Source organism: cyanobacterium endosymbiont of Epithemia turgida isolate EtSB Lake Yunoko (assembly GCF_000829235.1).
Taxonomy (GTDB): Bacteria; Cyanobacteriota; Cyanobacteriia; order Cyanobacteriales; family Microcystaceae; genus Rippkaea.
This window is the reverse complement of record NZ_AP012549.1, coordinates 15,351-33,028: the sequence shown is the minus strand read 5'-3', so window position 1 is coordinate 33,028 and position 17,678 is coordinate 15,351. Positions and strand designations below refer to the sequence as shown.

General features: G+C 35.4%; 9 protein-coding genes. 6 read left to right on the top strand and 3 right to left on the bottom strand.

The features are described from left to right. Positions 1-354 precede the first annotated feature (354 nt). Positions 355-3,432: an alpha-mannosidase gene (locus ETSB_RS00075; protein WP_044105478.1), complete on the bottom strand. Its 3,078-nt coding sequence runs from the start codon at positions 3,430-3,432 to the stop codon at positions 355-357. Between the two features lie 562 nt (positions 3,433-3,994). Here ETSB_RS00075 and gloB point away from each other — a divergent pair. Next, the gene (gene gloB, locus ETSB_RS00070) at positions 3,995-4,774 is read left to right on the top strand and encodes a hydroxyacylglutathione hydrolase (RefSeq protein ID WP_044105475.1); all 780 of its coding nucleotides are present in this window, start codon (positions 3,995-3,997) and stop codon (positions 4,772-4,774) included. A 2,244-nt stretch (positions 4,775-7,018) separates the two neighbouring features. Here gloB and sir read toward each other — a convergent pair. Beyond that, the gene (gene sir / locus ETSB_RS00065) at positions 7,019-8,923 is read right to left on the bottom strand and encodes a sulfite reductase, ferredoxin dependent (RefSeq protein ID WP_044105473.1); all 1,905 of its coding nucleotides are present in this window, start codon (positions 8,921-8,923) and stop codon (positions 7,019-7,021) included. Between the two features lie 386 nt (positions 8,924-9,309). Between sir and aroC the strand changes: the two genes are divergently transcribed. The 5 genes from aroC (at position 9,310) to ETSB_RS00040 (ending at position 14,692) form a co-directional block, all read left to right on the top strand. Further along, on the top strand, positions 9,310-10,398 hold the full coding sequence (aroC, locus tag ETSB_RS00060) for a chorismate synthase (protein ID WP_044105472.1): 1,089 nt from the start codon (positions 9,310-9,312) through the stop codon (positions 10,396-10,398). Positions 10,399-10,412: 14 nt separating this feature from the next. Next, positions 10,413-11,147 carry a nucleotidyltransferase family protein gene (locus ETSB_RS00055; RefSeq protein ID WP_044105470.1) on the top strand — a complete coding sequence of 245 codons (735 nt, stop codon included), beginning with the start codon at positions 10,413-10,415 and terminating at the stop codon, positions 11,145-11,147. Continuing rightward, positions 11,141-12,121, top strand: coding sequence for a GHMP family kinase ATP-binding protein (locus tag ETSB_RS00050; RefSeq protein WP_044105468.1), 981 nt, complete (start codon positions 11,141-11,143; stop codon positions 12,119-12,121). The genes ETSB_RS00055 and ETSB_RS00050 overlap by 7 nt, the downstream gene beginning before the upstream one ends. Positions 12,122-12,614: 493 nt before the next feature. Then, positions 12,615-13,394, top strand: coding sequence for a photosystem II S4 domain protein (locus ETSB_RS00045; RefSeq protein WP_044105466.1), 780 nt, complete (start codon positions 12,615-12,617; stop codon positions 13,392-13,394). Positions 13,395-13,807: 413 nt separating this feature from the next. Continuing rightward, on the top strand, positions 13,808-14,692 hold the full coding sequence (locus tag ETSB_RS00040; RefSeq protein WP_044105464.1) for a sigma-70 family RNA polymerase sigma factor: 885 nt from the start codon (positions 13,808-13,810) through the stop codon (positions 14,690-14,692). Between the two features lie 317 nt (positions 14,693-15,009). Here the strand turns inward: ETSB_RS00040 and ETSB_RS00035 are convergent, their stop codons facing one another. After that, entirely contained in the window at positions 15,010-17,544 is a 2,535-nt protein-coding gene (locus ETSB_RS00035; RefSeq protein WP_044105461.1) for a DUF3769 domain-containing protein, read from the bottom strand. Positions 17,545-17,678 lie beyond the last annotated feature (134 nt).

Sequence of the window (17,678 nt, the reverse complement as noted above, 5' to 3'; positions counted from 1 at the left end):
ACAAAAGTTAGAGAACTGATAGAATCTATAGGAACACAAGTCTTATTCTTATCTCTTTATTCTGCTGATTTCAATTCCATTGAAAACTCTAAGTTGAAAATTAAACAACATTTGAGACTTTAAGAATTCTCAAATTATTAAGGTCTCAAACGCGCTATCAATGAAGTAATTTAGTAACTGATGAATAATATATAGAATACCAACATCTGTAGTCAGAGTTGACGAAAATAGTATCAACTAAAATTGAAGTAAGGCAGAAGGAGAAAAGGTTTAAAAACTCGAGAAGAAAATAAGGGTATGAGAACCGAGTTTAGTATTGGCTGAAAGTTCCCGATAGTTTAACTTATGGATTACTTAAAGCTCTACTTTTGCTTTAAGGCTAACTATTTTCCACGGAGTAATTTCAGAAAAGTTGGGAATAGGTTCTTCTAAAAGATTTACTTGATTAATAAATGTTAAATCCAGGTTAGTAGTCACAGAAATTAAGGTGGTTTTACCCTCACATTCGTAACATCGTAAAACCCAAGCATTCGAGTGATTTTCTGCTGGCTTAAAAGCTGACAGAATTAAATTATCTGAACCCAAATTTAAGAATTGATTGACTGGCGGTAATGTCGTCGGTTGATTCGTTTTATTTTTTGAAGAAACAACCACATTTAGGGGAACGTTTAATTCATATCCGCGCTGTACAGTTTTTGCTTCTTGCCAACTTCCTTGATGGGGATATATGGCATAGGTAAAATAGTGCAAACCACGATCACAATTAGGATCGGGCCAACGGGGACTTTTTAAAAGAGTAAGTCTCAAGCGACAACCTTGACTATTATAACCATACTTACAGTCATTTAAAATACTGACTCCATAGTTTTGAGACTTATCTGTTAAATCTGCCCATCTTAATGCAGGGACTTCCCATTTAGCTTTTTCTTCCGGGGTCTTAGGATAGTTTGTTCGTTCAATAGCAGCAAAAGGAATTTCATAGGTTGTATAATCACTGTCTAAATTAAAGGAAAAAGAACTTTTTACCAATACATGAGTTTCTTGCCAGTCAACTTTTGTTTTAATTATAATAACTTTTGAGTTAATTCGTAAACTATAATCTTGACAAAATTCTGAGTTTCCTAGTTGTCGAATTACTCTTATTGTCCATTGTATAGGACCCATTTCTAAATATTCAATGGTCTTTAATTCAGTTTCTGGCAAGGGATAATCATTATAATTGGGATCAATATTCCAAGCATCCCAATATTGTCCTTGATCTTGAAATCCTTGCAATTGATTACATTCTCCCCTAACAATTTCTTTTTTAGCGACTTTATCAAAAATACTGTTTATATTTCCTGTTTCAGAATTAATAGTAACTTTTAAGTATTGATTCTCAAGACTACAATCATTATTATTGACTATATCAGTGTTTTCTGAAGTTTTGTCGGTAGGACATAACCAGAAAATGCGGTATCCAATTGATGGAATATTTTCTGCGAAGAATAAAAGTTTATTATCGGTTGATAGTTGAGAGGTTAATTGATTTCCTTCTGAATCGTAAATTTTACAGTTATTTTCTGTTGCTGAAAATTCGATAACTTCTGATCTTTGCCAATTTAGAGAATTAAAAATTATCAAAGGAATAGCCTTAGTTTTAGGTGATTTTGGCAAGGAAATTTGAGAAATAATCGTTTGGAAAGAATCGTTTAATAAAGATTTACTAATTTTTAAAGCTTTCTGCCAATCTTTATTAGCTTGATTAAAAACTTCAGGAATAGAAGTTCCCGGTAAAATATCATGAAACTGATTGAATAAAACTTTTTTCCAGGCTTTTTCTAACAATATTTTGCTATCAACATTAACATTTATTTTTTGAATAATTGTTGCGATAGAAAACCATAATTCAGCTTGATATAGCAAATCTTCACAGCGACGATTATAAAATTTTTGATCAGCATGAGTTGTATAGCAACCCCGATGTAAATCTAGATAAAGTTCATCATCCCAAACCGGAATATAATCAGAAATTTCTCTCAATTTATCTAAATAATCAATAGCTTTAGTAAAATTAATTTCAGGAAAAAAAGGAGACTGTCTCCAACGATTTTGAACAGTTAACATATCACGAGTTGGACCTCCTCCATGATCTCCCACTCCAGGCAACCACAAAGCATCTTGCAAGCCTGTTTGTTGCTTCCATGAAATAGAATAATTAGTCATTCTCAGAGGATTAGTGTTCATAACTCCAGCGACGTTTGGAGGAGAAATAAGAGTTAATAATTGAGTTCCATCGGGAGATTTCCAATAAAAAAACCCATAAGGGAATTTTACATTAGTATTCCAGTGAAGTTTTCCAGTTACAAAATATTTAATTCCACTCTGGTGGAAAATCTGTGGCAATTGCCAAGTAAAACCAAAACTATCAGGAAGCCAAGCAATCTGGGTTATTTTTCCAAATTTTTCTTTAAAAAAACGTTGTCCATACAACAGTTGTCTAACCATTGATTCTCCAGATGCTAAATTTACTTCTGGTTCAACCCACATTCCTCCTAATATTTCCCATTTTCCTTGTTTATATGCTTTTATAATTTCTTTAAAAAGCTGAGGGCGATGTTTTTCTATCCATTCATAAAGAACAGGAGTTGTATGACCAAAAATAAGCTCTGGAAACTCTTTCTGTAGGTTTATGACAGAATCAAATGTCCTCTCTCCTACATCCCAAGTTTCATCAACTAGCCATAACCAAGCCATATCTAAATGAGCATGTCCTAATAAATATAAAGAGTAGTTTTTAATATTTTTAGCCAAAGGTTTAAGACTTTTACGTAATTCCAATAAATGGCAATTAAATTTTTTTTTGTTCTCGACAATATTCCAGTTTATTCGATTAATTATTTTTTGAAATAAATTTATATTTTGAGGTTCAAAAGCAGACAAATAATTGTATAATATAGTTAGCTCATCAGCAACAAAACCAGGGTCTATTAAACCTATATCTGTTTCATAAATGAGTTGAGAACTCATTAGCCCACCAATATCATGACTAGGACTAACTAAACGTAATAAAATCAAAAATTCCTCTCTTGGTTTAGCAGATTTACTTACTAAAATCCTAGCTGAAGAATCAAATAAGTCTCCCTCTTGTACTAATTTTTTGTCAATAAAAATTTCTGCTTTTTCTGCCCACCAAGTTAAAGCTAATTTGACGGTTAATCCTGACAGAGGATACCCCCTAATTTCTTGAGGAATTATAAGCTTTTGAGCTAACCATTTAACCTGTTTTCCTGCTGGACAAACAATGTAACCTTTCTGATTCAGAATAACAGGTTTCCAAATATCTATATCGATAGAATCAAAAGAGATTTGCTCAGAAATACTAAGCCAAGAAGATTGGATATTAATCTGCGTTAATTTACGGAGTTTATCAAGTATTTCAGTAATCGTCATAAATTTTTCTCGGAGACTTTTTACAAATGAAACTTTAAGACTATAAGATGAGTAAATTACAATAGGTGTCTTGAATAAGAGTACATTAATATATTTTTGTTCACCCTACAAAACTTATACTATGTGTTGAGAATAATAAGAATCACTAAAAGAATGATTAAAATTAGTTTATTAATAGTTAAAATATTCTAAATATTTGTTTGGTAAAAATGATACAAAGAACAGCATGTAATATACAAGTACTTACAAACACAACAGCTTAGGTTTATTTAACCTATAATCTAACGAGTACGGTTAGATTGAAAATAAGTAATATAACATCCATGATTTTTCAGTGAATAATAGTTTTACGTTAAAGAATTGCATCGACCTTTAAGATACTGAACAATACAATATTGCCAATATGGATAAGTCTTTTATAAAATAATGCAAATGCAAGGATTTCTAAATCAATTATTGTCCATGTTTGTGAAACTAAATTTCTTACAATTTTCATCATGTTGGACAAATCTGTTTTAGACCAAGAAATATGACTCATGTCAGCCGAATTCACCCATCATTTATGGATATTAAACGACTTTCTGCCCTATCTAATAACTATATTTTTGTGCTTCATAATCCTACTGATCATACTGCAGCTGTAGTTGATCCAGCTGAAGCGACTCCCGTTTTACGATGTTTAGATGAGCTAGAAGCCCGACTAGTAGCTATTTTTAATACCCATCATCATTGCGATCATATTGGGGCGAATAATATTTTAGTTAAAAAGTTTCCTAACCTTTGTGTCTATGGAGGGATAGAAGATCGGGGTAGAATTCCTCACCAACAGGTTTTCTTGAAAGAAGGTGATCGCGTTAAATTTGCTAACCGGGTGGGAGAAATCATCTTTGTCCCTGGACATACTCGCGCTCATATTGCTTACTATTTTTGCCCAGAATCAGCTGAAAATACCGGAGAATTGTTCTGTGGAGATACTTTATTCTCAGGAGGATGTGGACGGTTATTTGAAGGGAATCCAGCACAAATGGTTAGTTCATTAGATAAGTTACGAAATTTACCCGATAAAACTCGTGTGTGGTGCGCTCACGAATATACCTTAAAAAATCTTCAATTTGCAGTAAAAGTTGATCCTGATAATGAAGTCTTAAAAAAGAGATTCGATCAAGTAAAAAAAATGCGTCAAGAACAACAAGCAACCGTTCCTTTTTTATTAGGAGAAGAAAAAAAAACTAATCCTTTTTTGCGATGGGATAGTGTTAGTTTACAATCAATAGTAGGGGTAAAAGAACCGGAACAAGTTTTTGGCAAAATCAGAGCTATGAAGAACAATTTTTTAGGATAAAATTATGATTATTTAATCATTACTTAAATATTTTTAGCTATTTTTTCTATTTTCAATAGTTCTGTATCCAGTTTTTATACTTCCATCTTAATAGAGATAAATACGGTTATTACCCTCTAAGTATTTTTACTTCAGAAAATAGAACTATGTTTTGGTTGGCTAAATCTAAAGTGTAATTTATATCAGTGTCTATTCTTAGATTGATTTACTAGCAATAGTATTCTTATTTATTAGTCCAATTAATATTGACATTCTGTTCTGCATAGGTGTTCATTAATATTGAGTTGTCTAACTAATAATCTTCTGTATTATATTTTTTATTTATTTAAGTAAAATCTACAATACTTAATCTCTAATTGACTTAGACTTGCTAAAAGGTTTTTATACCTTGTATTTTTATAGATAAAATAGTACGTTTAATACTATTTACTATAGTAAGCTGATGAAAAACAGTTTTGATGATAATATTTTTAGAGATTATTTTAATACCTTAGTAAATTAGAATTTTAACTAAAAAAGTCTTTTATATTACTCAACCAGAGAATAACGTTTATTTTTATAATAGCTTAAAAGCACATGACAGGGAGACTAATAAATTTTTATTTGGCGAGTGAATAACCTAGCCTGATAGAGTTTTTGTTGCTAGACTGCTAACATAGCTTGACCAGCAACACATGACGTAATATCTGTAGATTTTGTGCTAGTATTAGAACGTTTACAGCGATAATTAAACCCTAATTCTTTAATATCCCTTTATAAACTTTGCTGACGTTCACTATGAGCACGTAAGTCAGCAAGATCTGCAGGACTTTAATTATTAGTTCCATGGGTTTTTTAAAAAAAATTGTATTTATCATCGTTTACTAACGTATCGCGGAGAGATAAATTAACAATGTTGCCTTGTGATTTTAAATAGTGGCGGATATTAAGTTCTAATAAATATCCACCATGTCGTTTCATAAGATATGTAATTTTGGTAACGGCAATTTATCCTAGCACTGCCTAATTAAAATTCATATCTTCAACAATTGCTGTGTCACTTAGTTGCAAAATTTATTTAACCTGTTTTCAGGTAACTTAGTTACCAAATTAAGCTGTTTTTATGGTTTTGTGATACACTTAGCTAGCTAGTTCGATTTTCTCCTATCGTTATAGGCTAACGTCCATAATTTGGAAATCCATCCGTCCCAAATTAAGCTATGAACTTGTTTTATCTTAGCAAGAAGACATTGATTAATATATTCTGATTGTACAGTCGAAGCGAATAAATAATTGACTAATAGTATTTGTTAAGATAATGGTATGCTTTTTAAGCAAACTACTATTTTAAAAAAAATTATTCTTATACTCTCCTTGAGATAAACTAATAGTCAATTCTCCGTTAGATTTTTAAGAAATATGGACAGCATTTAGACAAAAATTTCCTACTTCTTCTGTTAAATAATTAAAACTATCTTTCTATTCTAAATCTCAAATCACTTTAGCCTATAAATAAGATTCAAGCTAACTGTTACTTTTAATTGCTAGTTCTTCAATAGTCTGTTCTTGAATAGATTTGCAACTAATACCAACCGTTGATCAATAATAGAGGCATTAATGTATAAGGTCTTTATTCTAGGAGAACATAAAACTACTCAACTAAAATATATCATAATCGAATAATATCACAAAGTTGATTGTCAACCGATAACGGCTAATTTAGTGAATAATAAATCATTGATCATGCATTATATGTTTAAAAAACTATAAATTAGGGATTTAGTAGCAAAAATTAATTATCTAATCGGCTTCATTTAAATACCATTCACTTTTTAACTGATTCAATTAAAACTAAAGTTGGCAATGTATTTCCCTAATTGAGTCATAAGAAAAATTTATCTGGGTTAGAAGCAAAATCTCGTAAAAACTTTTCTCATCAATTATCTTTAATTTGTAAAAAAATCTTCCTCACCTTCTTCTTTTATTTCAAATAAACCTAATTGTCATAGCTCAGAATCATCTACTATTAACTCGCCCTTCATCTTTGAGAGAGAACTTGTTAGTTAGTATTATCTTGAGGAGCATATCTCATAGTTATTAAACCTAGACCAAAACCAACCTCGTAAAGTTGTAAGCTAGATTGTCTATTTATAGCATTTTGAGTGATTATGAAGTATGGCTGTATCTATTGGCAAATTGATTCTAATAGTACAATTGTAGCGTAAGTCTTGTTATTTAATCTTCTGTCTCTATTGACCCCGATTTTTATTGACTAAAATAAGTCTTTAACGCTTCATGAACAATTCTATTCATTGGTTGTTTGTTTATCTGTGATACAGCTTTAAGTTGAACAAACATCTTATCAGAAATACTTACCCGATGTTGATTTTTGCGAATACGACGCGGTTTTATAGGCTTATAAGTTTCACTAAACGATCTTAGAGACTTAAAGCCGACTCGACGACAAAATTTACCAAAACTTTCTTGTTCTGTCTTCTCTTGCTTAAAATAGACAAATAGAGGCTCTAAAAATTTCTCTATATTTTTGTCAAGTAGTTTCTGGAGGTAAGGTTCAGCCAAGTTAGTTTGATTAGGACTTCCCCCTAACCAAATTTGGTAAGTGTTTGGTGCACTTCCTACAAATCCTAATTCAGCCATGTAGGGACGGGCACAACCGTTTGGACATCCAGTCATCCGAATGACAATTTTCTCTGATGCCATGTTTAATTTAGATAAAACTGTTTTAATCCGCTCAATAATCCCAGGTAGGACGCGTTCCGATTCGGTAATGGCTAACCCGCAAGTTGGTAAAGCTGGACAGGCTATCGAATAACGGGTTAAAGCATCAATTTCTTGAGGATTAGTAATTACGCCACAATCTTGCAGAATCTCTTCAATCGCCTCTTGATGACTAGGGTCAATCTCATAGAGAATAACGTTGTGGTTAGCTGTTAACCGCATAGGTAACCTGAATTGTTCGGTAATCCGGCGTAGGGCGGTTTTGAGTCGTAAGTTTACTTCGTCTTTTACTCGACCATTTTCAATCGAAATTCCCAAAAATAAATGACCATCTCCCTGTTCATTCCAGCCTAAAAAGTCTTGATATTTCCATTTAGGAAGTGTTTTGAAAGGATATAGAGATTTACCAAAGTATTCTTCAACCTTAGCGCGAAATTTATCTATTCCCCAGTCATTAATCAGATATTTCATGCGAGCGTGACGACGTTGAACTCGATCGCCGTAATCCCGTTGAGTGGCAACAATGGCTTTTAATATATCATAAACATCTTCTTTAGCTACATAACCGATGGGTTCAGCTATCCTTGCAAAGGTTTCTTCTTTGTTATGGGTGCGTCCCATTCCACCTCCTACCAGGATGTTAAATCCTTGCAGGATTCCCTGACTGTCGGTCATCACCACTAAACTAACATCATGGGTGTAAACATCAATGGAATTATCCCCTGGAACAGTTACGCTACATTTAAATTTACGGGGCATATAATGTTCCCCATAAATAGGTTCTTCTTTACCAGCAAAAATGGTTTTATTACTATTGTATTGACGGGCAGCGACTACTTCAGGAGACTCTTCCGCACTGAGAAATTTTTCTCCATCAAGCCAAATCTCATAATAGGCTTCAGTTTGAGGTCTGAACAAATCAGCGATTTTATCAGCATATTCCCAGGTGTATTGGTACTCAGGACGATTTTTAAACGGTGCAGGAGGAGCTAGAACGTTGCGGTTTAGGTCCCCACAAGCTCCAAGAGTTGACCCCATGTTTTTGATAATTGCTGACACTGCTGCTTTGAGATTCTTCTTTAAGATACCATGAACTTGAAATCCCTGGCGTGTTGTCACCCGTAAGGTATGGTTTCCATATTCATCACTAAGGCGATCAAGAGTCAGATAAAGTTCAGGTGAGATAAACCCTCCAGGATTGCGAGTCCGCAACATCATTTGATAATCTTTTTCTTGTCCTTTAACTCGATTATCTCGGTTATCCTGTTGATAAGATCCATGAAATTTAAGAATTTGAACAGCATTTTCTGTAAAATGAGTTGTCTCTTCTAAAAGTTCTGTAGCTAGAGGTTCTCTTAGAAAGTTACTCTTCTCCTTAATTGCTTCTAGCTTGGATATTTTCCTGGTGAGTGAAACTGAAGTATTTACCATTTCTATGAAATTAAACGAGGAATAAATTTGGATCTTCTCGCCCTTAACCTAAGTTATACTTTGGTTTATATTCTAATATTTTAACGTTATTAAGCCATACTAATTCTTTAAGAAATGTGACGGTTGTCTGTGAACAGTGTTTTGAATTACTTATATAATTTTTCTTAAAAAATTAGGGGAATTTTTGTTATAGAGAAGTGTCCAAATTTTTAAATCAAAAATTTTTTATATTCTTTATTATCTGTATATTTGTTATGTATTAACTTCTGTTTTGTGACTTTTACCTCGTTTTACCTTGCTTATTGACTATCGACTACTTTAAACTAGAAAATAGAGCCATTAATATTAACAGACATTAATTAACAGATATTAATTAACGGACATTTATGGGCAATATTTTCGGACACTTATTTCGCATCACCACCTTTGGCGAGTCCCACGGTGGAGGGGTTGGAGTCGTTATTGATGGTTGTCCTCCACGCTTAGAAATATCCGAAGCTGACGTTCAGGCTGACTTGGATCGTCGCCGTCCTGGCCAAAGTAAAATTACTACCCCTCGGAACGAAACTGATACCTGTGAGATTATATCAGGAGTTTTTGAAGGAAAAACTCTAGGGACTTCTATCACTATTCTAGTTAGAAACAAGGATGCGCGATCGCAAGATTATGATGAAATGAACATGAAGTTTCGTCCCTCCCATGCGGATGCCACCTACGAAGCGAAGTATGGAATTCGTAACTGGCAAGGAGGAGGAAGAGCTTCAGCAAGAGAAACTATTGGGCGAGTAGCCGCCGGTGCAATCGCCAAAAAAATTATCAAACAAGTAGCCAATGTGGAAATTGTCGGTTATGTTAAGCGGATAAAAAACCTTGAAGGAATCATTGATCCGTCAACAGTTACACTAGAAGAAGTAGAAAACAACATTGTACGTTGTCCTGATGAAGAAACCGCAAAAAAAATGATTGATTTGATCAATCAAACTCAACGAGACAAGAATTCTATCGGTGGGGTAGTTGAGTGTGTGGCGCGTCAGGTTCCTAAAGGACTCGGACAGCCGGTTTTTGATAAGTTAGAAGCAGATTTGGCAAAAGGAGTGATGTCTCTTCCAGCGAGTAAAGGGTTTGAGATCGGCTCAGGGTTTTCCGGGACCTTATTGACCGGAAGTGAACATAATGATGAATTTTACATCGATAGAAGTGGAGGAATTCGCACTACGACTAACCGTTCTGGCGGAATTCAAGGGGGAATTAGTAATGGAGAAAATATCATTATTAGAGTAGCTTTTAAACCCACAGCAACTATTGGAAAAGAGCAAAAAACAGTGAGCAAAATAGGACAAAAAGTCACATTGTCCGCAAAAGGAAGACATGATCCTTGTGTATTACCTCGCGCTGTTCCGATGGTAGAATCAATGGTCGCTCTAGTCTTATGTGATCATCTCTTGCGTCAACAGGGACAATGTGGAGTGATTTAGTTGGTAGTTGAAGTATGAGAAAGATTACATCAGTTATTTTAGCAGGGGGGTATGGAACGCGAGTTAAACACTTGCTTCCAAACGTTCCTAAACCTATGGCTTCTGTCGCTGACAAACCTTTTTTAGAGTGGATTTTAAGATATCTTAAATCTCAAGGAATAACCCAAAATATTCTCTCAACGGGTTATTTATCAGAAGTAATTGAGGAGCATTTTCAAAACCAACCTGTCCCAGACATAGAGGTTTATTGTTGCCAGGAAAAGCAACCGTTAGGAACTGCAGGCGGTTTTCTTAATGTAGTTGAGCAGACTAACATTTCTTCTAATTCTTGGTTAGTGATGAATGGAGATTCTTTAATCGTTGCACAATTCAACAAAATGATAAGTTATTTAGATAATTATGAAGTTGATGTAGTAATTTTAGGAGTATCTGTAGAAGACACTTCTCGTTATGGTTCCTTAGTGGTTGATAAATCGGGAAATCTTATTAGTTTTGCTGAAAAACGCCAAGGTGCAGGAATTATTAACGGCGGAGTCTATTTATTTCGTCATCAGGTTTTAGAGAAGTTTCCATCAAGATTTCCACTAAGTTTTGAATATGATGTTTTTCCGGCACTACTCAATAAAAAACAATTAATTAAAGTTCATCAAATTAAAGCTCCATTTTTAGATATTGGAACTCCTGAAACTTTACCCAAAGCAGAAGCTTTTATCCTAGAAAACTTTAGCCAATTACTTAACCCATGCTAATTTCACGCGCACCAGTTAGAATTAGTTTTTTTGGCGGAGGAACCGATTATCCTGAGTATTTTCTCCAGCATGGAGGTGCAATATTAGCAACTTCAATTGATAAGTACTCTTATGTTACAGCAACTCCCTTTCCTAGTCATTTGTTCGATTATTTAATTCGGGTGTCTTACCGAAAAGTAGAATTGGTTAAAACTGTTGATGAATTAGAGCATAATGTTTATCAACAATGTTTAAAATTCTGTGGTTTAGAAAAAGATATTGAGTTGCATAATGTAGCTGACTTACCGGCGTTTACAGGGTTGGGCTCTTCTTCTGCTTTTACCGTATCTTTACTCCAAGCACTGCATAGTTTTAAAGGGGAATTTGTGAAGCCATTAGATTTAGCTTATGAAGCCATTTATGTAGAACGCTATTTAGTTAAAGATTGTGTAGGATGTCAAGATCAATTAATGGCAGCGATGGGGGGATTTAACTTAGTAGAGTTTAGGACTGAAGAAGATATAATTGTCACTAGAATTCCCCTATCTTCCCAAAGATTAGCGGAGTTTGAATCTCATATTTTTATTGTTTTTACTGGAATCAAACGCAAAGCATCTCAAGTGGTGGCTAAGCAGTTAAAACGGGTCGCTGATAATACCGATACTCTTAAAAAAATGCGGAAAATGGTTGACCAAGGATGGGATATTTTAACCACTAATCAACCCTTATCAGCTTTTGGAGAATTATTACATCAGGCATGGATAGCCAAACGCAGTTTAGATACCATAATTTCTAACCCAGAAATTGATAATCTTTATAAATTAGGTCGAGAATCAGGGGCTTGGGGTGGTAAACTACTAGGTGCAGGGGCAGGAGGGTTTATGTTGTTTTTTGCACCTCCAGAATCACATGAAAACCTAAAGCAAACTTTTACTCACCATGAGGTACTTTCAGTCAAAATAAATGTCCCAGGATCTCAAATTATTTTTTCATAATTTATATTTTTTCTATATTTTTAAACTTTATTTTTCTTTATTTTTGACTAGATTTTACATTAACCGTGAACTATTCTAGTGCTGTTGTCTCGGGTCAGCTTAAAGCCGAAGAAACCTATACAGCTATAGAGAAAGCGATTATGATAGCATGTTGCTTAGTTCTCTTCGGTTTTTTTAGGGTAAATATATTTAGGACTATTATTCAAGTGGATATCTTTGGATGGATAAGAAGACCAGCTAATTCCATGTTTGGGAGGATTTGCTGATGCAACAAATAAGGCAGGCGGTAGCATTTTGGGGAGGGGGGGTTGACACTCTTATCCATTGTCAACGGAGATGCTTTACAGTATCGTAATAGATTAAATTGGGGTAGGTATATTATTTTGATTCAAAAGTCTTTAATTACTTAGAAATAATTCCACTGAAATTATAGAAAAATGTAACCGTAAAAATACCTAAGGATATAGCTACTATAGTGAATAGTTAATAGTTCATGTTACCTAAAGAAAAATTGTTAAAAGGAATTAAAAATCGAGAAGCGATTGCCCGTATTCTTGATCAAGCGGAAATAGCCTTAAAAACTTGGGAAATCGTAGTCAGTGACTTTCTTTGTCCTCCTGCCATCGTTGAAGTTCAAGGACTATTTCAAAGATTAGCTGAAGTTGAAATTGTGGCATGGGGAGGCTATCCTCAAGCAGAACGGCAACGAGTGAGTATAGCTCGTTCTGAAATTTCTCTGGATGTTTCCGAAATTCCACTAGCTGCTTTGTGTATTGCTGGAAACTTTCTATTTGATCCTGCTAACCATCGAGACTTCTTAGGGGCAATTTTAGGAACAGGAATCGTCCACGAAAAGGTTGGAGATATCATAGTGCTAGAAGAACGGGGAGCGCAGGTAATAGTAGTTCCTGAACAAGGGAAATTTCTTGAAATTTCCCTTGTTCAGGTGCGTTCAGTTCCGGTGAAAACCCAATTAATAACATTAAATGAATTAAAAATCCATTCTCCTAAAACCAAGAAAATGACTACTGTAGAAGCATCTATGCGCTTAGATGCGATCGCCTCAGCAGGTTTTGGGATGTCTCGTAGTAAAATGGCTAATGCAATTAATTCGGGAGATGTACGAGTTAATTGGAAAGACATTACTCAGACAAGTCATACTGTTGAATCTGGGGATTTAATTGCCGTCCGAGGTAAAGGACGTTTAGAAGTCGGGGAAGTTACTTTTACTAAAAAACAACGTTATCGGATTCAACTAATCCGATTTCAATAAGAGAAAATATAATCCAACCTCTACTTTGTTATTGTTGGAGAGTAAATAAAAAAGGATAATATTTGGACAAAAATTAAGGATATTCTCTTTGACTACTGTACAAATGGACAAAACATTAAAAAATTGCTAATTTATATGTATATAGTTAAATTAATACAAGAATTAAGTTAACGTAAGGCCGAGCAGTTACCCCAAAGGCTTGATTTAAATTTTAAAATTTAATCTTCGAGATAAACATTACTCAATAATAAGTTGGGAAGACAAAAACGATTTAAAGTGACTCAAGAAAATATATATTATCATCAATTATTTAGCTAATAAAATAGGAATTACTTTAATCTCTAAAATAAAATTTACTCCTCGGGTATCAGACTTGATATTTTATGACATATCCTAAATAAATTAACCATAAAATGCCTAAATCAATTGACAGCACCCGTACTTATTTGCAAGAAATTGGACGAACTCCTTTGCTAAGTCCTGAAGAGGAATTTAACCTTGCTTCTCAGGTAAAAGAAATGGTTTCTTTTTTAGATAAAGAAAAATTAACTACGGAAGAACAAAAAATAGTCAAGCGAGGAGAACAAGCTAAGCAAAAAATGCTTAAAGCCAATTTGCGTTTAGTAGTTTCTATCGCTAAAAAGTATCAAAACCGTGGATTATCTTTATTAGATTTAGTTCAAGAAGGAAGTATTGGGTTAATACAAGGGGTTGGGAAATTTGATCCTGATCGCGGTTATAAGTTTTCTACCTATGCTTATTGGTGGATTCGTCAAGCTATTACACGAGCGATTGCTCAACAAGCACGAACCATTCGTCTTCCCATTCATGTAACCGATAGTTTTAATAAAATCAAAAAAATACTACGGGAACTTTCCGTAGAATTAGGACGGAAACCTACCGAAGAAGAAATGGCTCAAAAGCTAAAAATTACTCTAGAGAAACTACGAACTATCAGCCAAGCTGTTTATAAAACGAACTCTCATAGCTTAAACATTGTTCTAGACGAACATAATACAGAGTTAGAAGATATTCTACCCGATGAAACAAGATCACCAAATGATTTTGTATATCAACAAGAACTAGAATCAAAAATTGGTGAATTATTAAACAATTTACCTCCTAGTCAAAGAGAAATTATTACTTTACGCTATGGTTTACAAAATGGAAGACGAATGAGTTATAAAGAAATTGGACAACAATGCGGGTTAAGCTATAAAAGAGTACGACAATTAAACAATCGAGCCATGAGGACTTTGAAACGGAAAGCTGTTCCTTTTCAAGAATTAACAAGATAAATAGCATACATAGTAGGGTAGTGGGCAATGTCCACCCGGGTATCTCATCTTAGATCGTGTAGACCTTAACTCACATAAATATTGATACTAATTCCGATCCTATCTCATTTTAAATCTGATAATCGGTAATGTTGAGTCCTTCTCAAGTTAGAATTTCATTGATTACATTGATTAAACTTAGTTGAGCATTTGATGCTATAGCTATAAATTAAGTTGAGATGCTGAGCTTGACATAATTTGATTTAGACACAGCACCTTTAGAAAAATGTCAGGACAAAACTTTTTGATCATCATAAATACACTGAAGGTGGAAAGTATTAGCGGGGAACTCCTTGAATAACTGGACGAATTCCCGTCCCGTCAAATGGACCTGGATCACCACTCCAATTAAAGTCGCTGATTCGTAAACTGATAGAACCTACTTGAAGACGGCTATTATAACGTAGGAGAATATTGTAGGTACGGCGACTATATTCAAGGAATAAATCCGTGTTAATTTCATCATCAGTATCGATATTTAAGGCGCTTTGAACCCCAAAGCGTACAGGTCCATATAGCTGTTGGGTTAATGCCCAAGAGATGGTTTTGAGATCGGCAAAACGATCGAATAAAAATGGAGAAGGATCTCCGCGCAATGCCTGACTAAAAGAAAGATTAAACCCTGTATAATCGAAAAAGGGGCGGGAAAAATTGCCCAATTGTCCTGAGACTCCAATACTACCTGAAATCGAAGGTTGAGAATCACCATTACCATAGAGGCTGGCCACTCCTGTCACACTGGTGGAAAGTTGAACAAAAGGTAGTACAGGAGTAGAAGTGTAACGCAGCCCTTCTTTAGAAGTTGGGGGTAAGGCTTTCCCTACCCATAACATAAAGGGTCGGCTTACCGATGCGGCTCCTTGGGTACGAAAGAGGGTAACACGATTATTTTCTCGAATTGGGGCGAGTAACTCTGGTTGATCCGTGTCGGCATTAACATTTTGCAGAGATGCCTGATAACTCAGCCGCAGTAACCCTTTCTGATCAAGAGGAATTTGAGGAGACACGAAAAGCAACCCCAAACTATCCCGGACAGTTTGGAAACCCAAGGAGCCATTAAAAAGACGTTCACGATAATTATATTCAAATCGCAAATCATTATCCATACTGAACAAGGGAACCTTCTGTTCAAAATAGGTTTTTGTTCGGATATGTTCTTCAGTGCGGTTATTAAAATCTAGACTCGTCAGTGAGGTTCGGGAAAATAATTTAGTGTTCTTACTAAAGTTAGCCTCAACTCTGTTGATAAGTCCGAATGTTGGGGGACTAATAGCATCAATGTCGTCTGTGTCTGCATCAAAGAGATCAGTATTGGGATTGTCTGTAGTAATACTGTCAGGAAATAATCCTTTTTGGATGTAATATTGGGGCTTAAGTTCCCAACTAACCATATCATCATCAACTATATTAAAGCCTCGTTCCACATACAATCCTCCGCGATCTCGGTCATCATAACCAAAAGAAATTACCCCAGGTTGGCGATCACGCCGATCTAAAATCAACCGATCTTGGGTGGGAAAGGAATTTGTTTGATCAAGCACCACTCGCGAATTAGTCAATTTTACCTCATCTACCAAGGGAGCAATATTGCGAAATGTTGCTGTTTCTGCTCGAATTTCTAACTCAGGGGGGGAGAAGGGATCATTAGTTAAACGAGCATTCGTGGCACTCCATCCATCTCCATCAAATTCCATTCGTTCAGACTGGAAGCGGATACGATTGATTTGTCCTCCTTTAGGCGGCACTTGGGTCGCTGGTAGATTAGGAACATCACTTCCCAGTCCTAAGGCTTCCTTTCCAAAATCAAAGGAAGTTCCGAAACGAAACCCTTCAGTAGTAGTGATTCGTTGTAGAGGCTGATTTACCGCTAAGCGTTCATTTAAAGTTTGGTTGGGAATAAGATCGTTAGTAGAATCGTTGGGTAATCTTGGCGAAAAGTCTTTTCCTGTTGTAGGTTGATAAATCTCCCCATTAGCGTTGAAGACCACCCCTTGATCTTGCACAAAATAATACTCAAACTTTTCTCCGCGTAGGGTTTGTTCTCCTCGTTCTAGTACTACTTCTCCCTCGGCAACAACAAATTGATCGGGGAGATTAACGCGCATGCGCTTTGCTAATAGAACTCCATTAGCAAAGCGCATGACCACATTGCCTTCGGCGTAGACTACCTCTTGTTTAGAATCATATTCTTGACGATCAGCAATCAATTCCACTACCCCTATGGCTTCTTCTGGGATTGAAGCGGTATCTAGTTCCGGTGAGGATTCAGGAATAATTTCCAATGTTTGTTGACTTATAGAGGTTTCTTGTCCTTTAGGTGTAGAAGAGGTTAGGAGCTTAAATTCTTGTATTGGCCCTCTTCGTTTACGAGTAACGAGACGATGGACTGTATTTGAGAAGCTGTCATGACGTTGATTGAGCCCAAAGACCAGGTTAGGAACTGGATTAATCATTGTTGATGTGCTTTTTGTTGAAGACGGTTGACCGACAGAAATCGGATTCCCTAATGTCCTAGCACTATTGTCTTCAGATGAAGAATTAGGGGGTAAAGACTTAGTGGTAATTTCTTTGGGGTCAGACAGATAAAATTCAATAACTCCAGGGGGTTTTGTCGCTGGGATTTTTTCAGACGACTCTAATGATGGAGGTTCGAGCATCAAAATTGGGATCTGAGAAATAAGGGGGGGACGTTTTCCAAGGATGGTGTGAGTGGACAATCCTTTATTCAGAATCTCCAGGCAATTGCCTTGAGGGTCAAGGGCTATAGGTTGGATTAGTGCGGGCGGATTAGGTGGCGGAACGAATGGGGGCATCTTTTCGATAAAAATCAAGCTTAAGGGGTCAATTGCTACCTGCAGCGTGACTCAGCAGAAGAACGCTCGGGACGAGCCGTACCTCGCCCCTGTCGTCTTAATCACCTAAGTTAACACAGTCAAATTATGCTTAC